General features: G+C 38.7%; 20 protein-coding genes. 19 read left to right on the plus strand and 1 reads right to left on the minus strand.

All coding sequences use genetic code 11. From position 1 onward, the window contains the following. The 12 genes from AB4Z08_RS23950 to wecB form a co-directional block, all read left to right on the plus strand. The coding region (locus tag AB4Z08_RS23950; RefSeq protein ID WP_441576321.1) for a hypothetical protein at positions 1-827 on the plus strand (827 nt) is incomplete at its 5' end. A 50-nt stretch (positions 828-877) separates the two neighbouring features. Beyond that, positions 878-2,170, plus strand: a complete 1,293-nt coding sequence (locus AB4Z08_RS23955) for a nucleotide sugar dehydrogenase (RefSeq protein WP_441576322.1) — start codon at positions 878-880, stop codon at positions 2,168-2,170. An 18-nt stretch (positions 2,171-2,188) separates the two neighbouring features. Beyond that, positions 2,189-3,301: a DegT/DnrJ/EryC1/StrS family aminotransferase gene (locus tag AB4Z08_RS23960; protein ID WP_441576323.1), complete on the plus strand. Its 1,113-nt coding sequence runs from the start codon at positions 2,189-2,191 to the stop codon at positions 3,299-3,301. Positions 3,302-3,304: 3 nt separating this feature from the next. Further along, positions 3,305-3,877 (plus strand): acyltransferase, encoded by a 573-nt coding sequence (locus AB4Z08_RS23965; RefSeq protein WP_441576324.1) that lies wholly within the window; start codon positions 3,305-3,307, stop codon positions 3,875-3,877. Then, positions 3,877-4,893 carry a Gfo/Idh/MocA family protein gene (locus AB4Z08_RS23970; protein ID WP_441576325.1) on the plus strand — a complete coding sequence of 339 codons (1,017 nt, stop codon included), beginning with the start codon at positions 3,877-3,879 and terminating at the stop codon, positions 4,891-4,893. Before AB4Z08_RS23965 ends, AB4Z08_RS23970 begins: the two co-directional genes overlap by 1 nt. Positions 4,894-4,956: 63 nt before the next feature. Then, entirely contained in the window at positions 4,957-6,399 is a 1,443-nt protein-coding gene (locus AB4Z08_RS23975) for a lipopolysaccharide biosynthesis protein (RefSeq protein ID WP_441576326.1), read from the plus strand. Beyond that, complete coding sequence (locus tag AB4Z08_RS23980; RefSeq protein WP_441576327.1) at positions 6,396-7,472, plus strand: DegT/DnrJ/EryC1/StrS family aminotransferase; 1,077 nt, start codon at positions 6,396-6,398, stop codon at positions 7,470-7,472. Before AB4Z08_RS23975 ends, AB4Z08_RS23980 begins: the two co-directional genes overlap by 4 nt. 47 nt (positions 7,473-7,519) lie before the next feature. After that, positions 7,520-8,164 carry an acetyltransferase gene (locus AB4Z08_RS23985; protein WP_441576328.1) on the plus strand — a complete coding sequence of 215 codons (645 nt, stop codon included), beginning with the start codon at positions 7,520-7,522 and terminating at the stop codon, positions 8,162-8,164. Between the two features lie 10 nt (positions 8,165-8,174). Then, positions 8,175-9,341: a TDP-N-acetylfucosamine:lipid II N-acetylfucosaminyltransferase gene (locus tag AB4Z08_RS23990; protein WP_441576329.1), complete on the plus strand. Its 1,167-nt coding sequence runs from the start codon at positions 8,175-8,177 to the stop codon at positions 9,339-9,341. Positions 9,342-9,388: 47 nt separating this feature from the next. Further along, positions 9,389-10,858 (plus strand): O-antigen polymerase, encoded by a 1,470-nt coding sequence (locus AB4Z08_RS23995; RefSeq protein ID WP_441576330.1) that lies wholly within the window; start codon positions 9,389-9,391, stop codon positions 10,856-10,858. After that, positions 10,851-11,945, plus strand: coding sequence for a glycosyltransferase (locus tag AB4Z08_RS24000; protein WP_441576331.1), 1,095 nt, complete (start codon positions 10,851-10,853; stop codon positions 11,943-11,945). Before AB4Z08_RS23995 ends, AB4Z08_RS24000 begins: the two co-directional genes overlap by 8 nt. Position 11,946: 1 nt before the next feature. Next, positions 11,947-13,014 carry a non-hydrolyzing UDP-N-acetylglucosamine 2-epimerase gene (wecB, locus tag AB4Z08_RS24005; protein WP_441576332.1) on the plus strand — a complete coding sequence of 356 codons (1,068 nt, stop codon included), beginning with the start codon at positions 11,947-11,949 and terminating at the stop codon, positions 13,012-13,014. A 168-nt stretch (positions 13,015-13,182) separates the two neighbouring features. Here wecB and asnB read toward each other — a convergent pair whose 3' ends face one another. Continuing rightward, positions 13,183-15,012, minus strand: coding sequence for an asparagine synthase (glutamine-hydrolyzing) (asnB, locus tag AB4Z08_RS24010; protein WP_441576333.1), 1,830 nt, complete (start codon positions 15,010-15,012; stop codon positions 13,183-13,185). A gap of 588 nt (positions 15,013-15,600) precedes the next feature. Here asnB and AB4Z08_RS24015 point away from each other — a divergent pair. The 7 genes from AB4Z08_RS24015 to fcl all read left to right on the plus strand — a co-directional run bounded on the left by AB4Z08_RS24015 (position 15,601) and on the right by fcl (position 23,297). Continuing rightward, positions 15,601-16,845: a right-handed parallel beta-helix repeat-containing protein gene (locus AB4Z08_RS24015; RefSeq protein ID WP_441576334.1), complete on the plus strand. Its 1,245-nt coding sequence runs from the start codon at positions 15,601-15,603 to the stop codon at positions 16,843-16,845. A 139-nt stretch (positions 16,846-16,984) separates the two neighbouring features. Then, positions 16,985-17,992 carry a glycosyltransferase family 2 protein gene (locus AB4Z08_RS24020; protein ID WP_441576335.1) on the plus strand — a complete coding sequence of 336 codons (1,008 nt, stop codon included), beginning with the start codon at positions 16,985-16,987 and terminating at the stop codon, positions 17,990-17,992. A gap of 40 nt (positions 17,993-18,032) precedes the next feature. Beyond that, positions 18,033-19,184: an aminotransferase class I/II-fold pyridoxal phosphate-dependent enzyme gene (locus tag AB4Z08_RS24025; protein WP_441576336.1), complete on the plus strand. Its 1,152-nt coding sequence runs from the start codon at positions 18,033-18,035 to the stop codon at positions 19,182-19,184. Positions 19,185-19,234: 50 nt separating this feature from the next. Continuing rightward, the gene (locus tag AB4Z08_RS24030) at positions 19,235-20,452 is read left to right on the plus strand and encodes an SDR family NAD(P)-dependent oxidoreductase (RefSeq protein WP_441576337.1); all 1,218 of its coding nucleotides are present in this window, start codon (positions 19,235-19,237) and stop codon (positions 20,450-20,452) included. Positions 20,453-20,466: 14 nt separating this feature from the next. After that, a complete protein-coding gene (locus AB4Z08_RS24035) occupies positions 20,467-21,129 on the plus strand; it encodes a sugar transferase (protein ID WP_441576338.1) in 663 nt (220 codons plus the stop codon). 109 nt (positions 21,130-21,238) lie between these two features. Then, entirely contained in the window at positions 21,239-22,351 is a 1,113-nt protein-coding gene (gmd, locus tag AB4Z08_RS24040) for a GDP-mannose 4,6-dehydratase (protein WP_441576339.1), read from the plus strand. 7 nt (positions 22,352-22,358) lie between these two features. After that, entirely contained in the window at positions 22,359-23,297 is a 939-nt protein-coding gene (gene fcl, locus AB4Z08_RS24045; RefSeq protein WP_441576340.1) for a GDP-L-fucose synthase, read from the plus strand. Positions 23,298-23,342: the final 45 nt, after the last annotated feature.

Below are 23,342 nucleotides of genomic sequence, written 5' to 3' on the forward strand. Positions count from 1 at the left end.
AATTTGGATTAGATATTACAGGAGGCGCTTCCAGTGGCTTGTTTTCTGGCGATAACATTATCGAGTTTCTGAAATCAAGGCTGATGGTGGAAAAAACTTTACTTTCGCCGGTGAAGGATGGTGGAAAGGTTAAAAGCCTGGTAGATTTGTTTATAGAGTCATATGAACTTAACAAAGGTTGGGCGAAATATCCGAAACTAGTATCTCTTCATTATCCACCAGGAGCTGATAGGAAAAGTTTTACACTTGAACAGGATAGTATTTTAGGCGTGATTTTTACTACGCTTCTGAATGATAATCTTGAAGTTTTTAAGCCAGATAAGAAGTTAAGTTTTGTTACTGCAAAATGTGTTTCCAAGAATGAAGTGTTTTCTAAGTTTTTTGTAGAAAGATTGGTGACAGAGGCTACAGATTTTTATGTTGCAACTAAAATCAAACGCTCAAAGACAAATGTAGATAAGCTACAACTTACCGCGGACTCAATTGAATTATTACTGAATAAAAAAACATATGCTATTGCGGTTAAACAGGATATAAATATGAATCCAGCCAGGCAAGTGGCTTCTGTTGCAACTGAAGTAGCTTCGCGCGACAAAATTGTTTTGCAGACAATGTACACTGAAGTAATAAAAAACCTTGAGTTAAGTAGAATGTCAATGGCGCAGGAGACACCGATTATCCAGATTGTAGATAGTCCTATTCTCCCTTTGAAAGTTAAAAAACTTGGTAAGGCGAAGGGAATTGTTTTGGGAGGGATTATTGGAGGTTTTCTGATATGTGTGGTGCTGATTTTGAGGCGCTTATTTAAAAGCATTATGTTGCGTTAATTTTTATTAGAAATAATTACCTATTATTTGATAATGATAAATTTTTTTATATGACATCTTCACAGCACAAAATTGCTGTAATCGGTTTGGGATATGTTGGCCTGCCTTTAGCGATTGAATTTGGTAAGAAGTATGATGTATTGGGATTTGATATTAATGAAAAGCGCATTAAGGAATTATCAAGAGGAGAAGATCACACTCGGGAGGCAGATATTGATGGTTTGAAAGAAGCAATGAACTATAAAGATCAACAGAATGGGATTGGCTTACATTTTTCAAATGATATTGCATCATTAAAGTCTTACAATGTTTATATCGTTACAGTTCCTACTCCAATAGATCAGTTCAAATCTCCGGATTTAACGCCCCTGTTGAAAGCATCTGCCATGCTGGGAAAGGTTTTATCCAAGGGAGATATTGTTATTTATGAATCAACTGTATATCCTGGATGTACTGAAGAGGATTGTGTACCGGCGTTGGAAAAGGACTCAGGACTGAAATTTAATCAGGATTTCTTCTGTGGCTATTCGCCTGAACGTATTAATCCTGGTGATAAAGTTAATACCCTGACAAAGATTATCAAAGTAACTTCCGGTTCAACACCTGAGATCGCAGAGGTAGTAGATAATCTTTATAAAAGTATAATTATAGCTGGTACTCACAAAGCTCCTTCAATGAAAGTGGCAGAAGCATCTAAAGCTATAGAAAATGCCCAGAGAGATGTTAATATCAGTTTTGTTAATGAACTGGCGTTGATATTTGACCGCATTGGTATTGATACCAGTGATGTAATTGAAGCTRCCGGTACCAAATGGAATTTTCTGAAATACAAGCCAGGTTTGGTTGGTGGTCATTGCATTGGTGTAGATCCCTATTATCTGGCGCATAAAGCCCAGGCTCTGGGTTATCATCCTCAGGTTATTCTTTCTGGCAGAAGGGTAAATGATAATATGGGGATGTTCGTTGCCAATAAAGTGGTAAAGCTGATGATCAGAAAAGGACATAAAGTAGATGGTGCCAAAGCCTTGATACTTGGAGTCACATTCAAAGAAAATTGCCCTGATATTCGTAATTCACGGGTAATAGATATACATAATGAGCTTACTCAGTTTGGTGTGGTGGTAGATGTTTATGATCCACATGCGGACAAAGAACATGTGAAAGAGGAATATGCCATTGATCTTATTGATAAGATTAACGGCAGTTATGATGCCATCATTTTAGCTGTTTCTCACAATGAATTTTTGACGCTGGATTTCAGCAAAATGGGAAATGGACAGAACTCTGTTATTTTTGACACCAAATCTTTTCTGCCAAGAAATATTGTAGACGGACGCTTATAGGTTATGAAAAACATTCAAATGGTTGACCTCAAGGGTCAGTATAATAAAATCAAAACAGAAATTGACCATGCTGTGCTGGATTGTATTCAGAGCACTGCTTTTATCAATGGGCCTGATGTACAAAAGTTCGCAACAGCTTTGCAGGACTACCTGAAAGTTAAAAAAGTGATCCCCTGCGCAAATGGAACAGATGCGTTGCAGATCGCTATGATGGCACTGGAATTAGAGCCGGGAGATGAAATAATAGTACCATCTTTTACCTATATCGCGACGGCAGAAGTAATTGGTCTGTTGGGGCTTGTTCCTGTAATGGTGGATGTGGATCCAATTACATTTAACCTGAGGAAAGAAGATATTGAGGCTGCAATTACATCCAAAACCAAAGCAATAGTTCCTGTCCATTTGTTTGGTCAGAGTGCTCCCATGGAAGCAATAATGCAAATAGCAGATGCACGTCAGCTTTATGTTATTGAAGATACTGCGCAGGCTATCGGAGCTACTTATACTTTTAAAGATGGAAGAAAGCAACGGGTAGGAACAATCGGACATATTGGTTGTACATCTTTCTTCCCTTCGAAGAACCTGGGCTGCTATGGAGATGGAGGTGCTATATTTACAAATGATGAAGCACTTGGCGAAAAGCTGAAAGTTATAGCCAACCACGGTCAGATAAAGAAATATGTACATAAGTACATTGGCGTGAATTCCAGATTAGATACCATTCAGGCCGCTATACTGAATGTGAAGCTTAAGTATCTGGATGAATATGCTGCTGCACGTTTAAAAGCTGCTGATTATTATGATCAGGAACTGGCCGGGCTTCCTGGTATCACGACTCCCGTGAGAGTAGCTGATTCAACACATGTATTCCACCAATATACTTTGAAAGTAGAAAGTAACAGGGATGCATTGAAAGCATTTTTGGAAGCGAATAGTATACCTGCAATGATTTACTATCCGGTGCCACTAAATGAGCAGGAAGCATTCCGTGGTATTGGAAAGGTGATTGGAGATCTGACAGTAACACAATCTTTGTGTAAAACTGTTTTGTCGTTGCCTATTCATACTGAGTTGACAACAGAAGAGCAGGATTACATTATTAATAAGATTAAGGAATTTTTGAAAAAATAGGTTATGAGTTTTTTTGCGCATCCAACTGCAATTATTGATGAAGGTTGTGAGATCGGGGACGGAACTAAGATCTGGCATTTCTCTCACATTTTACCTAATTGTAAAATCGGAGAGAATTGTAACATTGGACAGAATGTGGTCATCTCTCCTGAAGTAGTACTTGGTAAGAATGTGAAAATTCAGAATAATGTATCCATTTACACGGGGGTTACTTGTGATGACGATGTTTTTCTTGGACCTTCCTGCGTGTTTACAAATGTTACGAATCCACGTAGCGCCGTTAATCGTCGTGGGCAATATGCAAGAACTCATGTAGGGAAAGGTGCATCAATTGGTGCAAATGCAACCATTGTATGTGGCCATGACATTGGAGAGTATGCGTTTATTGGTGCGGGTGCAGTTGTTACCAAAACAATACCTCCATTTGCACTTGTGGTAGGAAATCCGGCACATCATATTGGTTGGATGAGTGAATTTGGTCATAAACTGCAGTTCAATGATGATAATGTGGCAGTTTGCCCTGAAAGCGGGCAGGAGTATCAGTTAAGTAACAACACTGTTAAAAGGATTAAATAATGGTAGCAAAAGACGAGAAAATAAAATTTGCCGTAGTGGGTTGCGGCCATATTGGAAAACGTCATAGCGAGATGATACGTCGTAATGAAGAAGCTGAACTGGTGGCATTGATTGACGTGAAGCCCAAAGAACAATTGAATATTGATAACTATGATATTCCATTTTTTAATTCACTTGAAGCGTTTCTCGCTTCCGGAATAAATGTGGATGTTATCAATATTGCGTCTCCTAATGGATTTCATGCAGAGCATGCTTTGGCGGGGTTGGGAGCCCGGAAACATGTAGTAATAGAAAAGCCGATTGCATTAACAAAAAATGATGCTGAAAAGGTGATTTTTAAAGCGCTGCATGTGCATAAACATGTTTTTGCTGTAATGCAAAACAGATACTCGCCCCCATCAGTATGGATAAAAGAAATGGTGGATTCCGGTCGTTTGGGTGATATATACATGGTTCAGTTGAATTGTTACTGGAATAGAGATGAACGATACTATAAGCCAGATAGCTGGCACGGTACCAAAGACGCCGATGGAGGTACATTGTTTACTCAATTCTCGCATTTTATTGATATTCTCTATTGGCTTTTTGGAGATATTGAGAATATTAAAGCTAAGCTTGCCTGTCACAACCATAGCCATTTAACAGAGTTTGAAGATAGCGGATTCGTGAGTTTTGACTTTGTGAATGGAGGGATGGGATGTCTTAATTTTTCTACCTCCGTCTGGAACCAGAATCTGGAAAGTTCAATGACTATTATTGCAGAGAATGGCTCAGTGAAAATTGGTGGTCAGTACATGAATGAAGTGGAGTATTGTCATGTTAAAGACTATACAATGCCAGAGCTGGAGCCTACAAATCCTGGAAATGACTATGGTGCATATAAAGGTTCTGCACAAAATCATCATTATATCATAGAAAATGTAATAGATGTTTTAAAAGGCAGGGCAGCCATTACCACAAACGCACTTGAAGGACTGAAGGTGGTGGAGATTATACAGCGGATTTATGAAAAATGATCTGTTATCCGATAGTAGGTTACCTTGATATTTTGAATTTTTATTTGGATAAAGAGTGGAAAAGTGAGTTTACAGCAAAAAACAATTTCAGGAATATTCTGGACATTCAGCCAGCAATTTAGCGTACAGTTAATCAACTTTATTGTTCAGATTGTTCTGGCAAGATTGCTGCTTCCTTCTGAATTTGGACTGATTGCCATGCTTACGGTGTTCATTGGTATTGGAAACTCTTTGATGGACAGTGGATTGACTACTTCTCTGATAAGAACAGGGGAGCCGGACCAAAGAGATTACTCTACAGTGTTCTTTATGAATCTGATAGGTAGCGCTGTTGTTTATGCGATATTGTTTTTAACAGCTCCATTTATTGCATTATTCTACAAGCAGGACTTGTTAACTAATATTATCCGGGTTTATATGATTTCCATTATTATCCGGGGATTTGTTGGGGTGCAAACAGCAAGGCTGACCAAAGAAATGAATTTCAGGATACAGATGCTGATGCAGATACCGTCTGTTATTATCGGAGGAATTGTGGGAATTGTGTTGGCCCGGGCTGGATATGGTGTTTGGAGTCTGGTATGGATGGAACTGACACAATCTTTTCTTTTTACAATACAACATTGGTTTCGCACTGGTTGGTATCCAGAATGGATCATAGATAAAGAGAAACTGAAGCATCATTTTAAATTTGGATATAAGATTACCTTGTCAGGGTTATTGAATACATTATTCAATAATATTTATAATTTAGTAATAGGAAAGTACTTTAGCGCTACACAGCTTGGTTTCTATAACCGGGCAGATATGATCAGAATGTTACCCGTGCAGAATGTATCTACGGCTCTCAATAAAGTGACATATCCTATGTTTGCAGCTATACAAAACGATAATGTGAAGCTGAAGATGGCCTATAAGAAACTTATGTTACAGGTAATCTTCTGGATAACTCCGGCAATGATATTCCTGGGCATTATTGCAGAACCCTTATTCAGGTTTTTATTAACCGAAAAATGGTTGCCAATAGTTCCTTACTTTCGGATTCTTTGTGTGTCTGCTGCTTTGTATCCGTTGCAGGTCTATAATCTCAACATCCTCTATGTAAAAGGACGTAGTGATCTCTTTCTACGATTGGAGATAATAAAGAAGATCATCATCGCATTGGGTATACTTTGCAGCTTGCCATTTGGTATATATGGTCTGCTATATGTTCAGATAGTTATATCGGTGATTTCTTTTTACATCAATACGTTTTATAGTGGTAGAATGATTGATTATTCTATTAAAGAGCAGGTACGGGATATTATTCCAACTTTTGTATTGGCTATAGCAATAGGTTTTATCGCTTACTATCTGGATCACTTTGCTGTAAGCTATTTACGGGCCAATGATATTTTCAGAATTGCGGGCATCGGCCTGGCATATCTGGGTATTTATTTATGCGCTGGTTATTATTTGAGAATGCCAGCGATAACTGATTTCAGGCAATTAATTTTAAAGAAATGATTCCAGTTACAAAGCCTTTTCTTCCTGCTGAAGAAGAGTATAACAAATATATTCATGCCATTTGGGAGCGGCATTGGCTAACCAACAATGGGCCATTGGTGAATGAGTTGGAAACCAAATTGAAAGAATACCTAAAGGTCTCCAATATCCTGTTCCTTGCGAATGGAACCCTTGCTATCCAGATTGCATTGAAGGCTCTTGCATTGAAAGGAGAGATTATTACAACACCATTTTCTTATGTGGCGACAACTTCTTCCATCGTTTGGGAAAACTGTCACCCCATCTTTGTAGATATTGATGCTGGTACTTTTAATATTGATCCCTCATTAATAGAGGCGGCAATTACTGAAAATACTTCGGCTATTCTGGTTACACACGTTTTTGGAAACGCGTGTGATATCGATGCTATCAAAGCGATTGCAGATAAGCATCAGCTGAAAGTGATCTATGATGCGGCGCATTGTTTCGGGACAAAGTATAATGGGCAGTCAATATTTGAATATGGTGATATCAGCACCAGTAGCTTTCATGCTACCAAGTTGTTTCATACCATCGAAGGAGGGGCTGTATTCAGTAAAGATCCTTTGTTGGCAGAAGCCATGGGATTACTGAGGAATTTTGGGCATACTTCACCTGTGACTTTTGGAAGTGTTGGAATTAACGCGAAAAATTCTGAGATGCATGCTGCCATGGGGCTATGCGTATTGCCCTATATGGATGACATTTTTAAAGTGAGAAAAGAACAATGGCTGCACTATGAAGCGATGTTAAAGGGTAAGACAGGAATCCAGCTGCTTAAACTTACACTTGGTTGCGAGTTTAATTATGCATATTTCCCGATTGTTTTGGAAAACGAAAAAGCATTGCAGAAAGTAACAACAGCACTTAACCTGCAATATGTGCAGCCAAGAAGATATTTTTATCCATCTTTAAATACCCTGGAATACATTGATCAAAGCAAATGTGCTGTTTCTGAATCGGTTGCAGAGAGAGTGCTTTGTCTTCCGTTGTATCACACGCTAAAGAAGGAAGATCAGGATATGATTGTAAAGGTGATTTTAAAGAATTGTTAGTACCAGATACAGTAAACAGCAGCAGGAACGCAATAAAACGATAAGCAATGTTAGTTGTAGGAGCGAGAGGACAYGCGAAAGAAATATTGCAGATATTGGTCTCCCGGTACACCTTGTCGGAATTGAGGTTCTTTGACAATATAAATCCGGAGACACTGCTGTATAAACAATTTAAAGTCATTAAGTCGTTTAATGAACTAAGTATTTTTCTGAAACAATATCCCGATTTTGTTTTAGGAATTGGGGGTCCTACGAACAGAAAGATGTTAAGCACGAAATTAGAAGAATTAGGAGGAAACCTGGTGAGTGTAATAAGCGAAAATGCTTTGATCGGCACCTTTGATGTAAGTCTTGGTAAAGGCCTAAATATTATGAACAATGTATTTATAAGTAATAGTGTAGAGATAGGAATGGGGTCACTTTTAAATTATGGGAGCAATATTCATCATGACGTCAAAATAGGCGCATTTTGTGAAATTTCGCCCAAAGTACAGGTACTCGGTAATGTGGAAATAGGAGATAATTGTTTTGTTGGTGCAGGAGCTACACTACTTCCAAAGGTGAAAGTGGGCAATAACGTTATTATAGGTGCAGGGGCTTTGGTAACCAAAAATATACCAGATAATGTAGTAGTAGTTGGGGTTCCGGCAAGGAGTATCAGAAGTATAGACATCCAGCCAGAACAAGATTAAATAGCCTGATATGAGATATCTCCATTTAATAGATGATACGGTGTTTACAAACTTTGCTATTGCATCGTTTGAGGAATGTAATCCCGGAAATAACCGTGTTCTGATTGGGGTTAAGAATATAGATCAGCCGCTTCGCCATACTACATTATCAGATAAAATTATTGTGGCACAGCGTAGAACAAAAGCGTTTAAAGCAATAGTTGATAGAGCAGATTTTGATGTACTTGTTGTTCATGCAATGTGTATAGATAAGCGTTGGATCGTTAACAGAATAAAGGATGCATCAAAGAAAATTGTTTGGCTTTCCTGGGGAACTGATATTTATAATACACCATTTTATAAAAAGGAACTTTATCAGCCAATTACCAGGGCAGCGGCAATTCAGCAGCGTAAAAGTATTAAAGGGAAAGCAATAGCGGCATTGAGAAATCTGTATTATTTTTCTTATACTGGTATGTTTCCGGCGGCCGCCTACCAAAAGGCAGTAAGTCGTGTGAACTACTGCGCTACTGTTATTCCTTATGAAATTAATATCCTCAGAGAATTTCCATTTTTTAAGGCGGATCAGGTTTTGTTTTCATATGAGTCTATTCAAAATTTATTCCGTGGCAGAGAATATGAACAAGAATTCACAAAAGGGGATGCCATTCTTATAGGGAATTCCGTGGCGCCGGAATCTAATCATCTTGATGTGTTTGAAAAGATAAAGCAGTTCGAAATAGGGGAACGTGAGCTGTTGGTTCCACTAAATTATGGAGAGCCAGCTGATTATAAAGAAGTCGTATTGGAAAATGGGAGGAAGTTATTCGAAAATAATTTTCACCCATTACTTGAATATTACTCCTCTGACGCATACCTTTCTCTCCTGAAGCAATGCAGTACGGCTATTATGAATCATAATAGGCAGCAAGGCGTTGGTAACCTCATTGCATTGTTATGGCTCGGATGTAAAATATTTCTTTCTGAAAAGAACCCGGTATTCTTATATCTGAAGGATAAAGGATTTGCTGTTTATTCTTTTCAAGACGAGTTGAATAATACGAGTATTAATCTTCCATTGAATAATGACGAAAAAGAGCGGAACAGGAGACTGCTGATGTTGGAATACGATCATGAAGCTGTAATTAAGAAAACGAAATCACTGTTAGCGGTAGTGGAGGAAGGAAGAGTGTTGTGATTTGGTTTTTATTAATTTGGTAACAAACAACATCTAATTGCTTTATTATGAGCAGGTTTCAAAGTAAATTTACTGAGCTATTTTTATTTTTTGTTGCCATTGCTGTTTATATAATCAGTTGTTGGTGGACAGAGGACATATTTGTTTATGTAAAACTATGGTCACTGCTCACATTGCTTATTATCTACGGATATCTCCGGCTTCAAACGAAATTGATTATATTTTCGCCTATTAATTTGTTTTGTATATATTATTCGACTATTGTTTTAGTGGACTTTTACTATATGGGAAACCACTTTGACATGACACCGTATCTTGAAAAAGTGACATTGCATCACAATTATATTACACTGTTTAATTGGAGCTCGTTTTACTATTTTGTCGGTTTAATATCTATTATTTTAGGTTTCAGCGTAATAAAGCAACCAGCTTTCAAGCCTATAAAATTTGAAAATAAAGAAGTCATCAATCCATATGTACTCAACCTGGTAGTAATGGCCATGATGGGGCTTGGGATTCTTAACTTTTTCTACAATGTGCTTATATATGCTGGAGGAAACCCACTAACTTACCTGTCTCAAATAGCATTACGTAAACATCAGTTTGAGGAAGCCGGTGCTAATTCAGGCACTACCGTAGGATATATATTCTATTATATGGGAACCTACCTGCTGGCTTTTTCGTATTTGAGAAAAGACAAGAACCCGGATTGGTTATTTTGGCTCTGTGTAATTACAGGTGCCATTTTACAGGGATCAAACGGTAGAATCTATTCCACTATTATCTATTTCGTTTCTTTTATCGCAATTTTTTACTTTAGGAATGTTGTGAACAACCGGCCGCTGAAGAATAAAACATATATTGCTTCTATGGTGTTGATTCCGATACTGGCTATTGCCACCTATTTTCTCAGGTTGTTGAGTAGCCTCAAGGAGATGGGGGTACTGGATAAAGGCAACGCATTGGATATGGCAGTGGAATTTAAAGATACAATGGCTTTCAGTATTATAGATAAAGGTAACATGCCTAATACGGCTATTTTTATTAAGGTGCTGGATTCCTGGAAAACTGATCATGGCTATATGTACGGAGAATCACTCGTTTCATGGATGGTGAACATCCTGCCATCCGCTATAAAGCCGATAGGATATCAACCCAGTGCTATTATAAAAAATTTATGGTATGCCTATGTCCCCACAGGAAATCTGCCACCCACGGGAGTTGCCGAAATGTATATAAATTTTGGGCCGGTAGGACCATTTCTCGGAATGTTTGCATTGGGAGTCGCGATCAAGGCATTTTACGTTTTTGTGATCAAGTCAAGGAATTATTGGAACTATTTGTTGCTGATATTGATTTCGCTGGCTTTTATTATGATTTACCCCAAGGGGGAATTTGATAATTTAAACTTTTTATACGTATTTATAACTTACTGCCCCTTTCTGGTAGCTATATTTATCAGTCTTTTTTTAAGATATTCGGGCGATAGTAAAAAAATGAGATTGATGCATGAGTAGAATTTGTCATTTGACCAGCGTACATCAGAGGTATGATGTACGGATTTTTATGAAAGAATGCATAAGCCTTGCGAAGGAGCATGAAGTCTATTTGGTTGTCGCCGATGGAAAAGGGGATGAGGTGAAAGAAGGTGTGTATATTCGTGATACTGGAGTACTAACCTCAAGGAAGGACAGATTTTTAAATTCCGCTGGTTTGCTGTATAACAGAGCAATGGAAATAGATGCAGAGGTATATCATTTTCATGATCCCGAATTAATCCCTTTGGGGCTTAAATTAAAGAAGAAGGGTAAAAAGGTTATCTATGATATCCATGAAGATGTGGTGAGTGATATTCTTACTAAAAAATGGATTCCTAAACTTATAAGAAAGCCAGTCGCCCTTTTTTTCAAGCAGTATCAATACTATGCAGTTAAAAAATTTGATTACATCATAACAGCCACCCCCTTTATAGAGGGGCTGTTTATCAAGTACAATAAAGCCAAAGTAATCAACAATTTTCCGCAAATTCCTGAGCGGGAGAAATTTGACTATGACACAAAGAATGAACAGATATGTTATGCAGGTCTCATTTCTGAGCGCCGAGGTCTTAATCAGATGGTGGATTCTTTTGAAGAGCCGGTTGGCAAATTTATTATTGCTGGAAGGTTTGAGGAGGAAAGTTTATTGCATGATGTAGAGAAACGTCCGGGATGGAAAAATATAAATTATGTGGGCTCGCTTCCTTTCAGAGAAGCTGAACAGGTAAGAGATACTTCAAAAATTGGGTTACTATTATTTCATCCGGGCCCTAACCATACAGACTCTCAGCCCAATAAGCTGTTTGAGTATATGGAGGCTGGTCTGGCAGTAGTTTGCTCTAATTTTCCACTGTGGCGGGACTTAATAGAGAAAAATAATTGTGGTATTTGTGTTGACCCGTATAACGTATCTGGTATCAGAACCGCCATCAAGGATTTGCTTGGCGATCAGGAAAAATGTAGAGAAATGGGGCTCAATGGCCGCAAATTAATTCTCGAAAAATACAATTGGAAACACGAAGCGATTCAACTGAATAATATCTATAAAACACTTCTGAATTCCTAGTATGAAAATAGTTACTATAGTGGGGGCGAGGCCTCAATTTGTTAAAGCCGCAGTCATAAGTCGTGAGATCTTTAAAAGGAATGATGTTAGTGAGATCATTGTACATACTGGGCAGCACTTCGATCATAATATGACGGATGTTTTCTTTGAAGAGATGGAAATTCCAAAACCTGGATATAATCTGAACATCCATAGTCTTAGTCATGGTGCTATGACTGGACGAATGTTAGAGAAAATAGAAGAAGTATTGATAACGGAAAAGCCGGATTGGTTACTGGTATATGGTGATACTAATTCAACAATAGCTGGTGCGCTGGCTGCAAAGAAACTCCATATTAAAGTTGCTCATATAGAGGCCGGTCTGCGGTCATTTAATATGCGTATGCCGGAAGAAGTAAACCGTATTCTCACCGACCGGATTTCCGATATTTTATTTTGTCCAACAGATACAGCAGTTGAAAATCTTAAGAAAGAAGGGGTATCCGATAGTGTTGTCAGGAAATCCGGGGATGTAATGTATGATGCCGCACTTTATTATTCTGAAAAAATTAAAGGAAGGTCATCTATAGCTGATAGATTTGACCAGGACGGGTTCATCCTTTGTACTCTCCATCGTGCAGAGAACACGGATGATCTTCGGCGGTTGAATGACATTGTAATTGCACTGAATAGGATTAATAAAGAAACTTCGGTATTAATTCCATTACATCCCCGTACGCAGCAGATTCTGAAGAAAAATAATATTATACTGGATTGTGAAGTAATTGATCCGGTTGGATACTTCGATATGATTGCGCTTATCCAGAAAAGCAAACTTGTGATGACAGATAGTGGAGGATTGCAGAAAGAGGCGTTTTTCTTTCAAAAATATTGCATCACCATGCGCGATGAAACTGAGTGGGTGGAGCTGGTGAGTAATGGATTTAATATTCTGGTGGGTGCAAATACAGGCAGGATTAATGAAGCATATAACACATTGAAAAACATGCACACCGATTTCAATAAAGCACTCTATGGAGATGGACAGTCTGCGAAGATGATCGTGGATGATCTAATCGGTATCAGCTAGCTCCGGTATGCCTGTAGGAGGTGAAAAAAATGGCGATTTATTTAAAAATCCTGACTCATTTAATAAAGAATGAGTCAGGATTTTTTATGCATATGAAATTTATAAGCAGGGTAGTCATTTCTGATAATGAGAGAAGGGAAAAATCAGGTAATATATTCTGGCAGCGGTTTAATATTTTCTTGCTAACCAAAGTAATGTACTTGCTTCTACAAAATTGATATTATTGTCCCGGAGATTTTTATCCGAATACCTGGCTGTAATATTTAGATCTGAAGGAAGTATACCTTTGAATTTGTGAACATTCTTTCTTATTTCATCACGGATTACGCCCCCCAAACCATTTTCATACCAGTTTTGTGAAACGTCAAACCCTCTTTTATATCGAGCCAACCTTATCTCATCAGGTATCTGTCCCTCGGTAATGGAACGAAGGGCCCATTTGCCATACCCTTTATTTACCTTAAGCTCATTGGGCATTGAAAACGCGAATTCAGCCAATCTGTAATCCATAAACGGCAGCCGGCTCTCCATGCTATGGTACATAGAATTTCGATCCTCATAACGTAGTAGCGTAGGTAGGCTTGTTTTGTAGATGTCCATTAGTTGAGCATACTGTACATCATTGTTTTTATAATTCATCTGGTAAGATGTTTTTTCAATATCCAATAGTGTTTCCAGTCCGGAGGAATTGAAGTAACGCTTGCTGAACTTGATATACATGGAAAGTCTGTTTTTCTCAATCCAGAAAAGTCTTAGTAGGTTGGTACCTTGTTTGACCGCATCTTTCAACTTTTTATCTTTTAAGAATTGAAACAGCTGATAGAACTGATATTTCCTGTACCCCATAAAGAATTCATCGCCTCCTTGTCCGCCCAGTAATACTTTGATCCCATTTTTAGCCGCAAGTTTATATACCATGTTTTGCGCCATTACAGCAGGACCGGCGTATGGAGCTTCTTGTGCATCTGCGCAGGCATAAAATGCTTCAATTATTTCRTCTCGTTTTGGCCAGCAATATTGGATGTCAATTTTTATTTTCTTAGCTAATTTTGCAACAAGTGGACCTTCTGATGCAGCTGCATCTGGATGGCCATAGTGAAACCCTACTATACCCTTTTGCTGCTTTGCGGCAATAGACGCGAGTATTGACGAATCAAGCCCTCCGCTTAATGATATAGCCACCGGTACATCTGCTCTCAATCGTATTTTTACCGCATCATGTAATAATGCTTCAAGTTGATTGGGATAGTTGTTTGATGAGATCTCCTTATATTTCTTCATACCGCCATCGCGTTGTTCCTGAAGATGGTAATATTGTTGCTCGCAAACGGAAAGCTGCGAATGCTCAAGAGACACTGCAAGAAAATGGCCGGGTTTCAGTGAATAGATATTATTGTATGAAGAAGTGTTGGAATCGTCCTCATAAATATAATATCTGATTCCTTTGGATAAATAGGAGTAGTCAATGGAGGCCTGATATTTTTCTGCTATCACGCGCGTAGTAGATGCAAAAGTGAAAGCGCCTTTACCGTGATGATAGTACAATGGTTTAACTCCAAATCTGTCACGCACTATGAAAATTTTTTCAAGCCTTTTGTCAAATAGTGCGAATGAAAACATACCATTTAATTTACTAAGAAAACTGATGCCCCACATCTTATACGCTTCCAGTAAAACTTCAGTATCACCGCTTGTTTTAAATACAGCATTGTTTTTTAGCAACTCATTTTTTAATTCGAGAAAATTATAAATTTCTCCATTGAAGGTGATGCAAACAACAGATTCATGATCCCATAAAGGCTGATCAGATGCCTGGCTAAGATCAACAATACTTAATCGGTTGTGACCAAAGACTACATTGAAAGGACTTTCAGATACAACTGCTATTTTACTTTTGTCTGGGCCGCGTCTGTATTGATCTGATACAATGGCTTCAATAATTCCTCTAAGGTCTGCAATAGGGTTTGTAGGCGAAATAACGCCTGAGATACCGCACATACTTGGTTCCGCTTTTTAAAACTTATCTAATACTTCTTCCCACTAACAATCAGGCTAATGTTATTTGGCCTCAACTGTTGAATATCTTTTCTTAAGAACGTTATATGATTCATTCCCCTCTATTAGGTGAATGTTTTTTTATCTAACAGGATAGGTATAGTTTGTGGATGTAGGCGATGATACAATGGATTCCTGTAATAGCCGTGTTTTCCTGCAACAGCGTAGTTTAAATAGACTGTGTAACAAGAGATATTGTTTGTAATGAATAGATGTTAAACTGAAGAATAAATTTTTGGATGAGAAACGATTAACCAGGTAAACTATATATTTGTTACAGGTGTATTCACAATTTAAAGGTAGATGTATTCTGTTATAGAAAGAATTAAAAACAGCTTAAAACCTTTAGCGTAAAGATTAGAATTTCATTAGAAAACATTCAGGGTATGTTCTTTGTAGTATATCTATTGCTATTCGGACGTTAGGCGGCTGGATCAATACTGCTGATTATTGTTGGACATTGTGTAACTTCATCATATCGTTAGCCGTAATTATTTAAAAACTAAAACTTGCATCTCAAAAAACATTTTTATGTTATTATTGAAACCGTTAAAACCAAATCCTTTTTTTAGGAAGACCCTTGATGTTGGATTCCTTTTTTTTGCAATTATCATTGTTGTGATATTTTGCTCTCAAACAGCTGTTGCGCAGTCAGGAATGCTAACTGTGGACGGTAATAGTGTAGGAGGAGTAAAGGTCAGTAGTGGCTTAGCCTTGTTATATCCTTCTTATAAAGGAGGTTATACTTCGGGGGACTTTACCGTTAGTGACAAGACTTCGTTACTATCGGCGTTGTCAAAGGCAAAATCTGGACAGGTTGTTTTCGTAAAGGGAAATGCTACAATAGATTTGAGTACGGAGAAAAATGTCATTATTCCAGACGGTGTTATATTAGCCAGTGACCGGGGAAGAAACAAGAGCAAGGGCGCATTATTATTTACAGACAGCTATGACAAATCACCCTTGTTTTCACCCAACAGCAATGCTACGATAACCGGACTCAGGATAAAAGGTCCTGATCAGGAAATAAGAGATAAACCTTATGGTTTACCTGTTTCCGATGGAATTCAGTGTAATGGCGTTAAAAATGTGAAGATTACTAATAACGAGATCTATGGCTGGAGTCATAGTGCCATTTTTGTCAGAAATTCAGCGGTTGCCTTTATCGATCATAACTATATTCATCATAACAGACGCATAGGTTTGGGGTATGGTGTCAGCCTTGATAAAGGATCAGCGCTTATTCGTGGTAATATTTTTGATTATAATCGTCATGCTGTTGCCGGCACAGGGGTGGCTGGCACGGGCTACAGAGCTTCTTACAACCTCGTATTGCCAAATTCTATTCCATTGGAACAAGTGTTTGACATGCACGGAGGGTCAGACAGGAAAGATGGTACTAATTTAGCAGGAGATTCAGTAAACATCGACAATAACACCATCTATCTGAGGGATACTTCGGCATCACCTGCAATAGTTATAAGGGGGGCACCTGCTTTGGGAGGAACAATTGCCAATAATCAAATTATCAGAATTCTCCCTACGGCAGCAAATGCAGGATCAGCCGTATCCGACGTTAGCGCCAGAGCTTCCTCTTCTGTTAATGCCCTGTCGAAGGCGCTTCCTGTCAGTGATTCAAGAATAAAGGCCGTAGGTCAGAGAAATCTGATCCTCAATGAGAGCTCAAGCATCAGCAGAGACGGCTATATTCGTCAATATTATGTACCGTTCAACATGTCTGTTTCGGGGAACAAAATAAGTAGTAAAAAACAATGAAGAATGATGTAGTCCTTGCCCTATAGCGTTAGTGAAGAGTTTATGTTGGCTGAATTCTTAATTTAGTAATTATTAAAAATGAGCTATTTCGCACCAAAAATTGTAATTTTAGCCATTTTATATTCGTAGAAAAAACAATATGTGCGTAGTTTCCCTAATATTGGCTTGTCGGAACGAAGAACGATACATCAGAGAATGTGTTACCAGCCTGCTTAAACAGGATTTCCCCGCTGAATTGACAGAAATTCTCATCATAGATGGAAAGAGTACCGACAACACCGTTGCTATAGTTGAAGAATTGGCAAAGGACCATAAGAATATTTTCTGTTTTAGTAACGAAAAGAAGATTTCGACAACAGGATTTAACATTGGGGCCAGGGAGGCTAAAGGAGATTTTGTGATACTTATGGGAGCACATTGTACCTATCCTGCTAATTACATCAGTAAGCTTGTCAAGTACGGGAAGGATACCGATGCAGATATTGTTGGAGGAAGAGTGTATGTTAAGGCAAAACATGAGACCCCTTTATCGGTGGCCATCCGAACTGCTTTAAGTCACAGATGGGGCGTGGGTGATTCTATGTACAAGATGGAGAATACGGAAGTACAGGAAGTGGATACCGTTGCTTATGGTTGTTATAATCGCCGTGTTTTTACTAAGTATGGCTATTTTAATGAAGACCTGGTGCGGAACCAGGATATAGAAATTAATAAGAGAATTAAGAATCAGGGAGGGAAGATATTGTTGGTTCCGGATGTTTCCGTAGATTATTTTTCAGCAGAGGATCTTAAAAGTTTTTCCAGGAAGAATTATCAAAATGGGTATTGGAATCCGCTCACAGTGTATTATTCTGGTACAATTCAAAGCCTGTCATTGAGGCACTTCGTACCTTTGATGTTTGTGCTGGGATTGTTAGGGGCTTTGATTCTTGGTTTTTTGCATCCTGTTTTTTGGTGGCTTGGAGGGGCAGTATTACTTTTCTACTTCCTGTTTATTGCAACTATTACAAGAGAAATACGTGATAAAGGAACAAACTGGCTTCAGTTGATAAGAGCTTTCGCAACATTACACTTTTCATACGGTTTTGGATCGTTGATAGGTAACGTGAAAGTATTAAAGCTGGCGGTAGCCGGGAACAAAAAATAATTTATATTAATCCTGAAAATTCATACGATATTACTAGGTTATGTCAAGCCAATCAAGAATTATATTGTCAGCACCCCACATGGGTGGTCATGAGAAAGCATTTATAGTAGATGCAGTTGATAACGGATGGGTAACTCCATTAGGCCCTAATGTAGATGGGTTTGAATCCGATCTTTCTGCATTTATGGATACAAATATAAAGGTAACAGCACTGAGTTCGGGCACAGCAGCATTGCATCTGGCACTGATTATAGCAGGTGTTCAGGTGGGCGATGAAGTCATCTGTCAGAGTATGACCTTTGCAGCTTCTGCCAATCCCTGCAGATATCTGGGAGCTACTCCTGTTTTTATCGATAGCGAAAAGTTGACCTGGAATATGGACGTCAATCTGCTGGAAGAAGCGATAAAAGATAGAATAAAATTGACAGGGAAAGTTCCAAAAGCAATTATTCCTGTGCATTTATATGGTATGCCTGCGCAGATGGTCGATATACTGGAAGTTGCGGCACGATATAATATTCCCGTTATAGAGGATGCTGCAGAAGCCCTGGGTTCTTCTATTGACGGCAAGCAATGCGGGACTTTCGGAACAATGAGTATATTATCATTTAATGGAAATAAGATTATTACTACTTCAAGTGGCGGAGCATTGGTTTCCTACAATGAAGATTATACAAACAAGGCTAAATTTCTTGGATCGCAGGCAAAGGATCCCGCACCGCATTATGAGCATACGGAAATAGGATATAATTATAGGATGAGTAATTTATGTGCCGGAGCAGGCAGAGGCCAAATGATCGTGTTGGCAGATCGTATAGAAAAGCGCCGGAGCAATTATAATTTTTATGAACAACATCTTCAACTCGAGGGAGTTAGTTTTCTCTCAGAGCAAGAAGGCGTTAAAAGCAATCGCTGGTTAACCACTATCATTATCGATCCGGTTCAAACCGGAGGCATAACAAGACAGGATATTGCAGCTAAACTACAACAGAATAATATTGAATCCCGTCCTCTTTGGAAACCCATGCATATGCAGCCCATTTACCAGACAAGCCCGTTTTATGGTAATGGTACTTCAGAGCAGCTGTTTGCAGATGGCCTTTGTTTACCCTCCGGATCGGATCTCACGGATACTGACCTGAAAAGAGTTGTTAGTACTATCAGGGAAGCCATTCCTGTTTTAAATGTATAAATACAGCTATTTCAGTCAGCAATAGATTCTTCACTAAAAAGGATATACAGGTGCGTAATTTTGATTTATACAATTTTATAAAGAAGATAACAGGCAGAAAACAAAGTCTGTTGTCTGAAGACATTGCAGCAAACAAACAATTACTTTCAAAAGAGATTGACGGAAAAAATATATTGGTGATAGGCGGTGCCGGCACTATAGGTAGTTCCTTTGTAAAAGCGTTGCTTAGAAACGGAAAACCTTCCCGGCTGATTATTGTAGATATTAATGAGAACGGACTTACGGAAGTTATACGGGATATAAGAAGTAGCAATAATCTGAGCGTTCCGGATACTTTACTTACTTATCCGGTGAATTTTTCAGATCCGATCTTTGACAAAATCCTGTCGAGATATGGACGGTTTGATATTGTAGCAAATTTTGCTGCACATAAACACGTACGAAGTGAAAAGGATGAATTGTCGATTGAAGCAATGATCCAGAACAATGTACTAAAAGCCAAAGATCTACTGGATAAGTTAATGAAGCAGCCGCCATCACATTTTTTTTGCGTTTCCACCGATAAAGCGGCTAACCCCGTAAATATAATGGGCGCCAGCAAAAAAATGATGGAGGATGTGATAATGGGATATGCTGGTAAAATGAAAATTACTACCGCAAGGTTCGCCAATGTTGCTTTTTCTAATGGGAGCCTGCCATTTGGATTTATGGAACGGCTTACCCGGAGACAACCGTTTTCTGCGCCAAAGGACATCAAACGTTTTTTTGTATCGCCCGAAGAATCCGGAGAGATATGCATGATGGCCTGTTTACTTGGTAAGTCAGGTGATATTTTCTTCCCAAGATTGGATGCTGAAAAGGATATGCACACCTTTACTTTTATCGCCGAAGAACTGCTGAAGGAGTTGGGATTTGAAATCAGATATACTAATTCGGAGGACGAAGCAAGAGAGATCGCTGTTAATCTTCGGGACGATAGTAAAGCGTATCCGGTGTATTTCTTCAATTCAGATACATCTGGTGAGAAACCTTATGAAGAATTTTACACGGAAAACGAAAAAATCGACTGGTCGTCTTTCCAAATGCTGGGCATAATAAAGGACGTGCCACAGAAAAATCTGGAGGAATTGGAGCTATTGTTACTGAAATTCCAACAGCTTTTTGAAAATGATCAGCTCTCTAAAAAAGAAATAGTACACCTGCTGCAGGATTATCTGCCCGACTTTCAACATATTGAGACTGGTAAGTCTCTTGACCAGAAAATGTAATTAATAACCATACCATGTACAGAGTTATTAAAAGAATAATTGACCTGATTGTAGCGATTACCATACTATTAATTCTATTGCCATTTCTTATTCCCATCCTGTTGTTACTACGTTTCACGGGGGAAGGTGAAATATTTTATTTTCAGAAGAGAATTGGGTATAAGAACGAATATTTCAATATCTGGAAGTTTGCTACCATGTTGAAAAATAGTCCTAATATGGGTACAGGGTCCTTGACGCTTCGTAATGATCCACGTGTTACACATGTTGGCCGCTTTCTGCGTATCACCAAACTGAATGAACTACCACAAATTATTAATGTACTAATAGGTAATATGTCCATTGTCGGCCCACGACCGCAAATGAAGGTTGATTTTGATGTATACCCGGAGCACGTAAAAGAGCGTATTTACGACGTTCCTCCCGGTATCACAGGAATAGGCTCCATTATCTTTAGGGATGAGGAGAAAATGCTGTCAGAAACCACATTACCACCCAAAGAATATTATGCGCAGGTGATTGCACCTTATAAAGGAGAATTAGAACTATGGTATCAGCGTAATTTTTCTTTTTTGACGGATATGAAGATAGTTTTCCTGACAGCCTGGGTGATATTTTCCCCTGAATCAGACCTTCCGTATAAAGTTTTCAAAGACTTGCCGGCCAGGAGTTTCTAAGGTTATTAATATGGTGAAAAAGCAGTGTGAATAGACGGGCAGTATTTGAGATGCTTTCTTTACCATATGAAATGTTTATTTTTGCCATATTTGAACAGGTTTTACAATTATGAAAAAGGCACTTATAACAGGAATTACAGGGCAGGATGGCGCGTATCTTGCACAATTACTCTTGGCCAAAGGCTACGAAGTGCATGGTATTAAAAGAAGAAGTTCTCTGCTTAATACAGATAGAATTGATCATTTATATCAGGACCCCCATGAAACAAATGTTCGGCTTAAACTGCATTACGGGGATCTGGCGGATTCTACAAATCTGATTCGCATCATCCAGGAAGTACAGCCAGATGAGATTTACAATCTGGGCGCTATGAGCCATGTGCAGGTTAGTTTTGAAACCCCCGAATATACAGCAAATGTGGATGGCACCGGAACATTGCGGTTATTGGAAGCCATGCGTCTTTTGGGACTTACCCAAAAGACCAGATTTTATCAGGCTTCCACCTCAGAACTTTATGGACTGGTTCAGGAAGTACCTCAAACTGAAAAAACACCCTTTTATCCCCGCTCCCCTTATGCAGTCGCTAAATTATATGCCTACTGGATTGTTGTTAACTATCGTGAGGCTTATAATATGTTTGCCTGTAATGGTATACTGTTTAACCACGAAAGCCCGTTGAGAGGCGAAACTTTCGTTACCAGGAAGATTACCCGGGCTGTGGCAAAGATGTCACTGGGGTTACAAGACAAATTGTTTATGGGGAATCTGGATGCCCAACGTGACTGGGGACATGCAAAAGACTACGTGAAAGCAATGTGGCTGATGATGCAACAGGAAACTCCGGACGATTTTGTGATTGCTACAGGTATTACCACCCGTGTGAGAGATTTTATAGAGATGGCGTTTTCTGAAGTTGGTGTTACGCTTGAATTTCGAGGAACTGGTATTGATGAAAAGGGTTTTGCGAAAAGTGTTGCAGATCCTCAATCTAAAATCAAAGCGGGCCAGGAAGTGGTGGCTGTGGATCCAAGGTATTTCCGACCAACCGAAGTAGAGTTACTTATTGGTGATCCAACAAAAGCTAAAAAACAGTTAGGCTGGGAACCAGAATATGACTTGCCTGCATTAGTAAAGGAAATGGTAAGTGCAGATCTGGAATTGTTCAATAAAGAGAAGGTATTAAAAGACGCAGGATACAAAGTTTTGAATCAGTTTGAATAACCTGTTTATGAACCCGTCGGAAAAAATTTATGTAGCTGGTCACCGTGGAATGGTTGGATCAGCGATTCTTAGAAAACTACGTCAAAGTGGCTTCGACAACATAATTACAAGAACGTCAGATACACTGGATCTCCGTAATCAGGCAGCTGTAACTGCATTTTTTGAAACAGAACAACCAGATTACGTTATCCTCGCAGCTGCTAAAGTTGGTGGTATTGTTGCCAATAATACCTTTAAAGGAGATTTTATTTATGAAAATCTGATGATTCAAAATAACGTGATACACCAGGCTTATTTGCAAAAAGTAAAAAAATTGCTTTTTCTTGGTTCATCATGTATATATCCCAAGCATGCCCCTCAACCGTTAAAAGAAGAATACCTGCTTACCGGCGTGTTGGAACCGACTAATGAACCATATGCAATAGCAAAAATTGCAGGAATAAAAATGTGTGATGCTTACCGTGATCAATATGGTTGCAACTTTATTTCTGTTATGCCCACTAATCTTTATGGGCTGAATGATAACTACGATTTAACCAATTCTCATGTATTGCCCGCCTTACTGAGAAAGTTTCATGAAGCAAAGGAAGAAAGAAAAGAAGAGGTCGTGATATGGGGAACGGGTGAGCCGAGAAGAGAATTTCTACATGCCGATGATATGGCTGATGCCTGTTTTTATCTGATGCAAGCGTATGATCAACCCGGTCTGATAAATATCGGAGTAGGTGAGGATATCAGAATCAGTGATCTGGCGCATATGATTGCCGGTATTGTTGGGTATGAAGGAAAACTGGTGTTTGATACCACCAAACCTGATGGCACTTACAGAAAACTAATGGATGTAAGTAAGTTGAATAATCTTGGGTGGCAGGCAAGGATAAAGTTAACGGATGGAATATCAGCAGTGTACAAAGATATTCTGATGCATGGTTGGTCGAGAAAATAATTGACATCATTTTTATTAATTACGAAAAGTGTCTTTGGTTATTTC

The sequence above is a fragment of the Chitinophaga sp. RAB17 genome, assembly GCF_052114225.1.
Lineage (GTDB): Bacteria > Bacteroidota > Bacteroidia > Chitinophagales > Chitinophagaceae > Chitinophaga.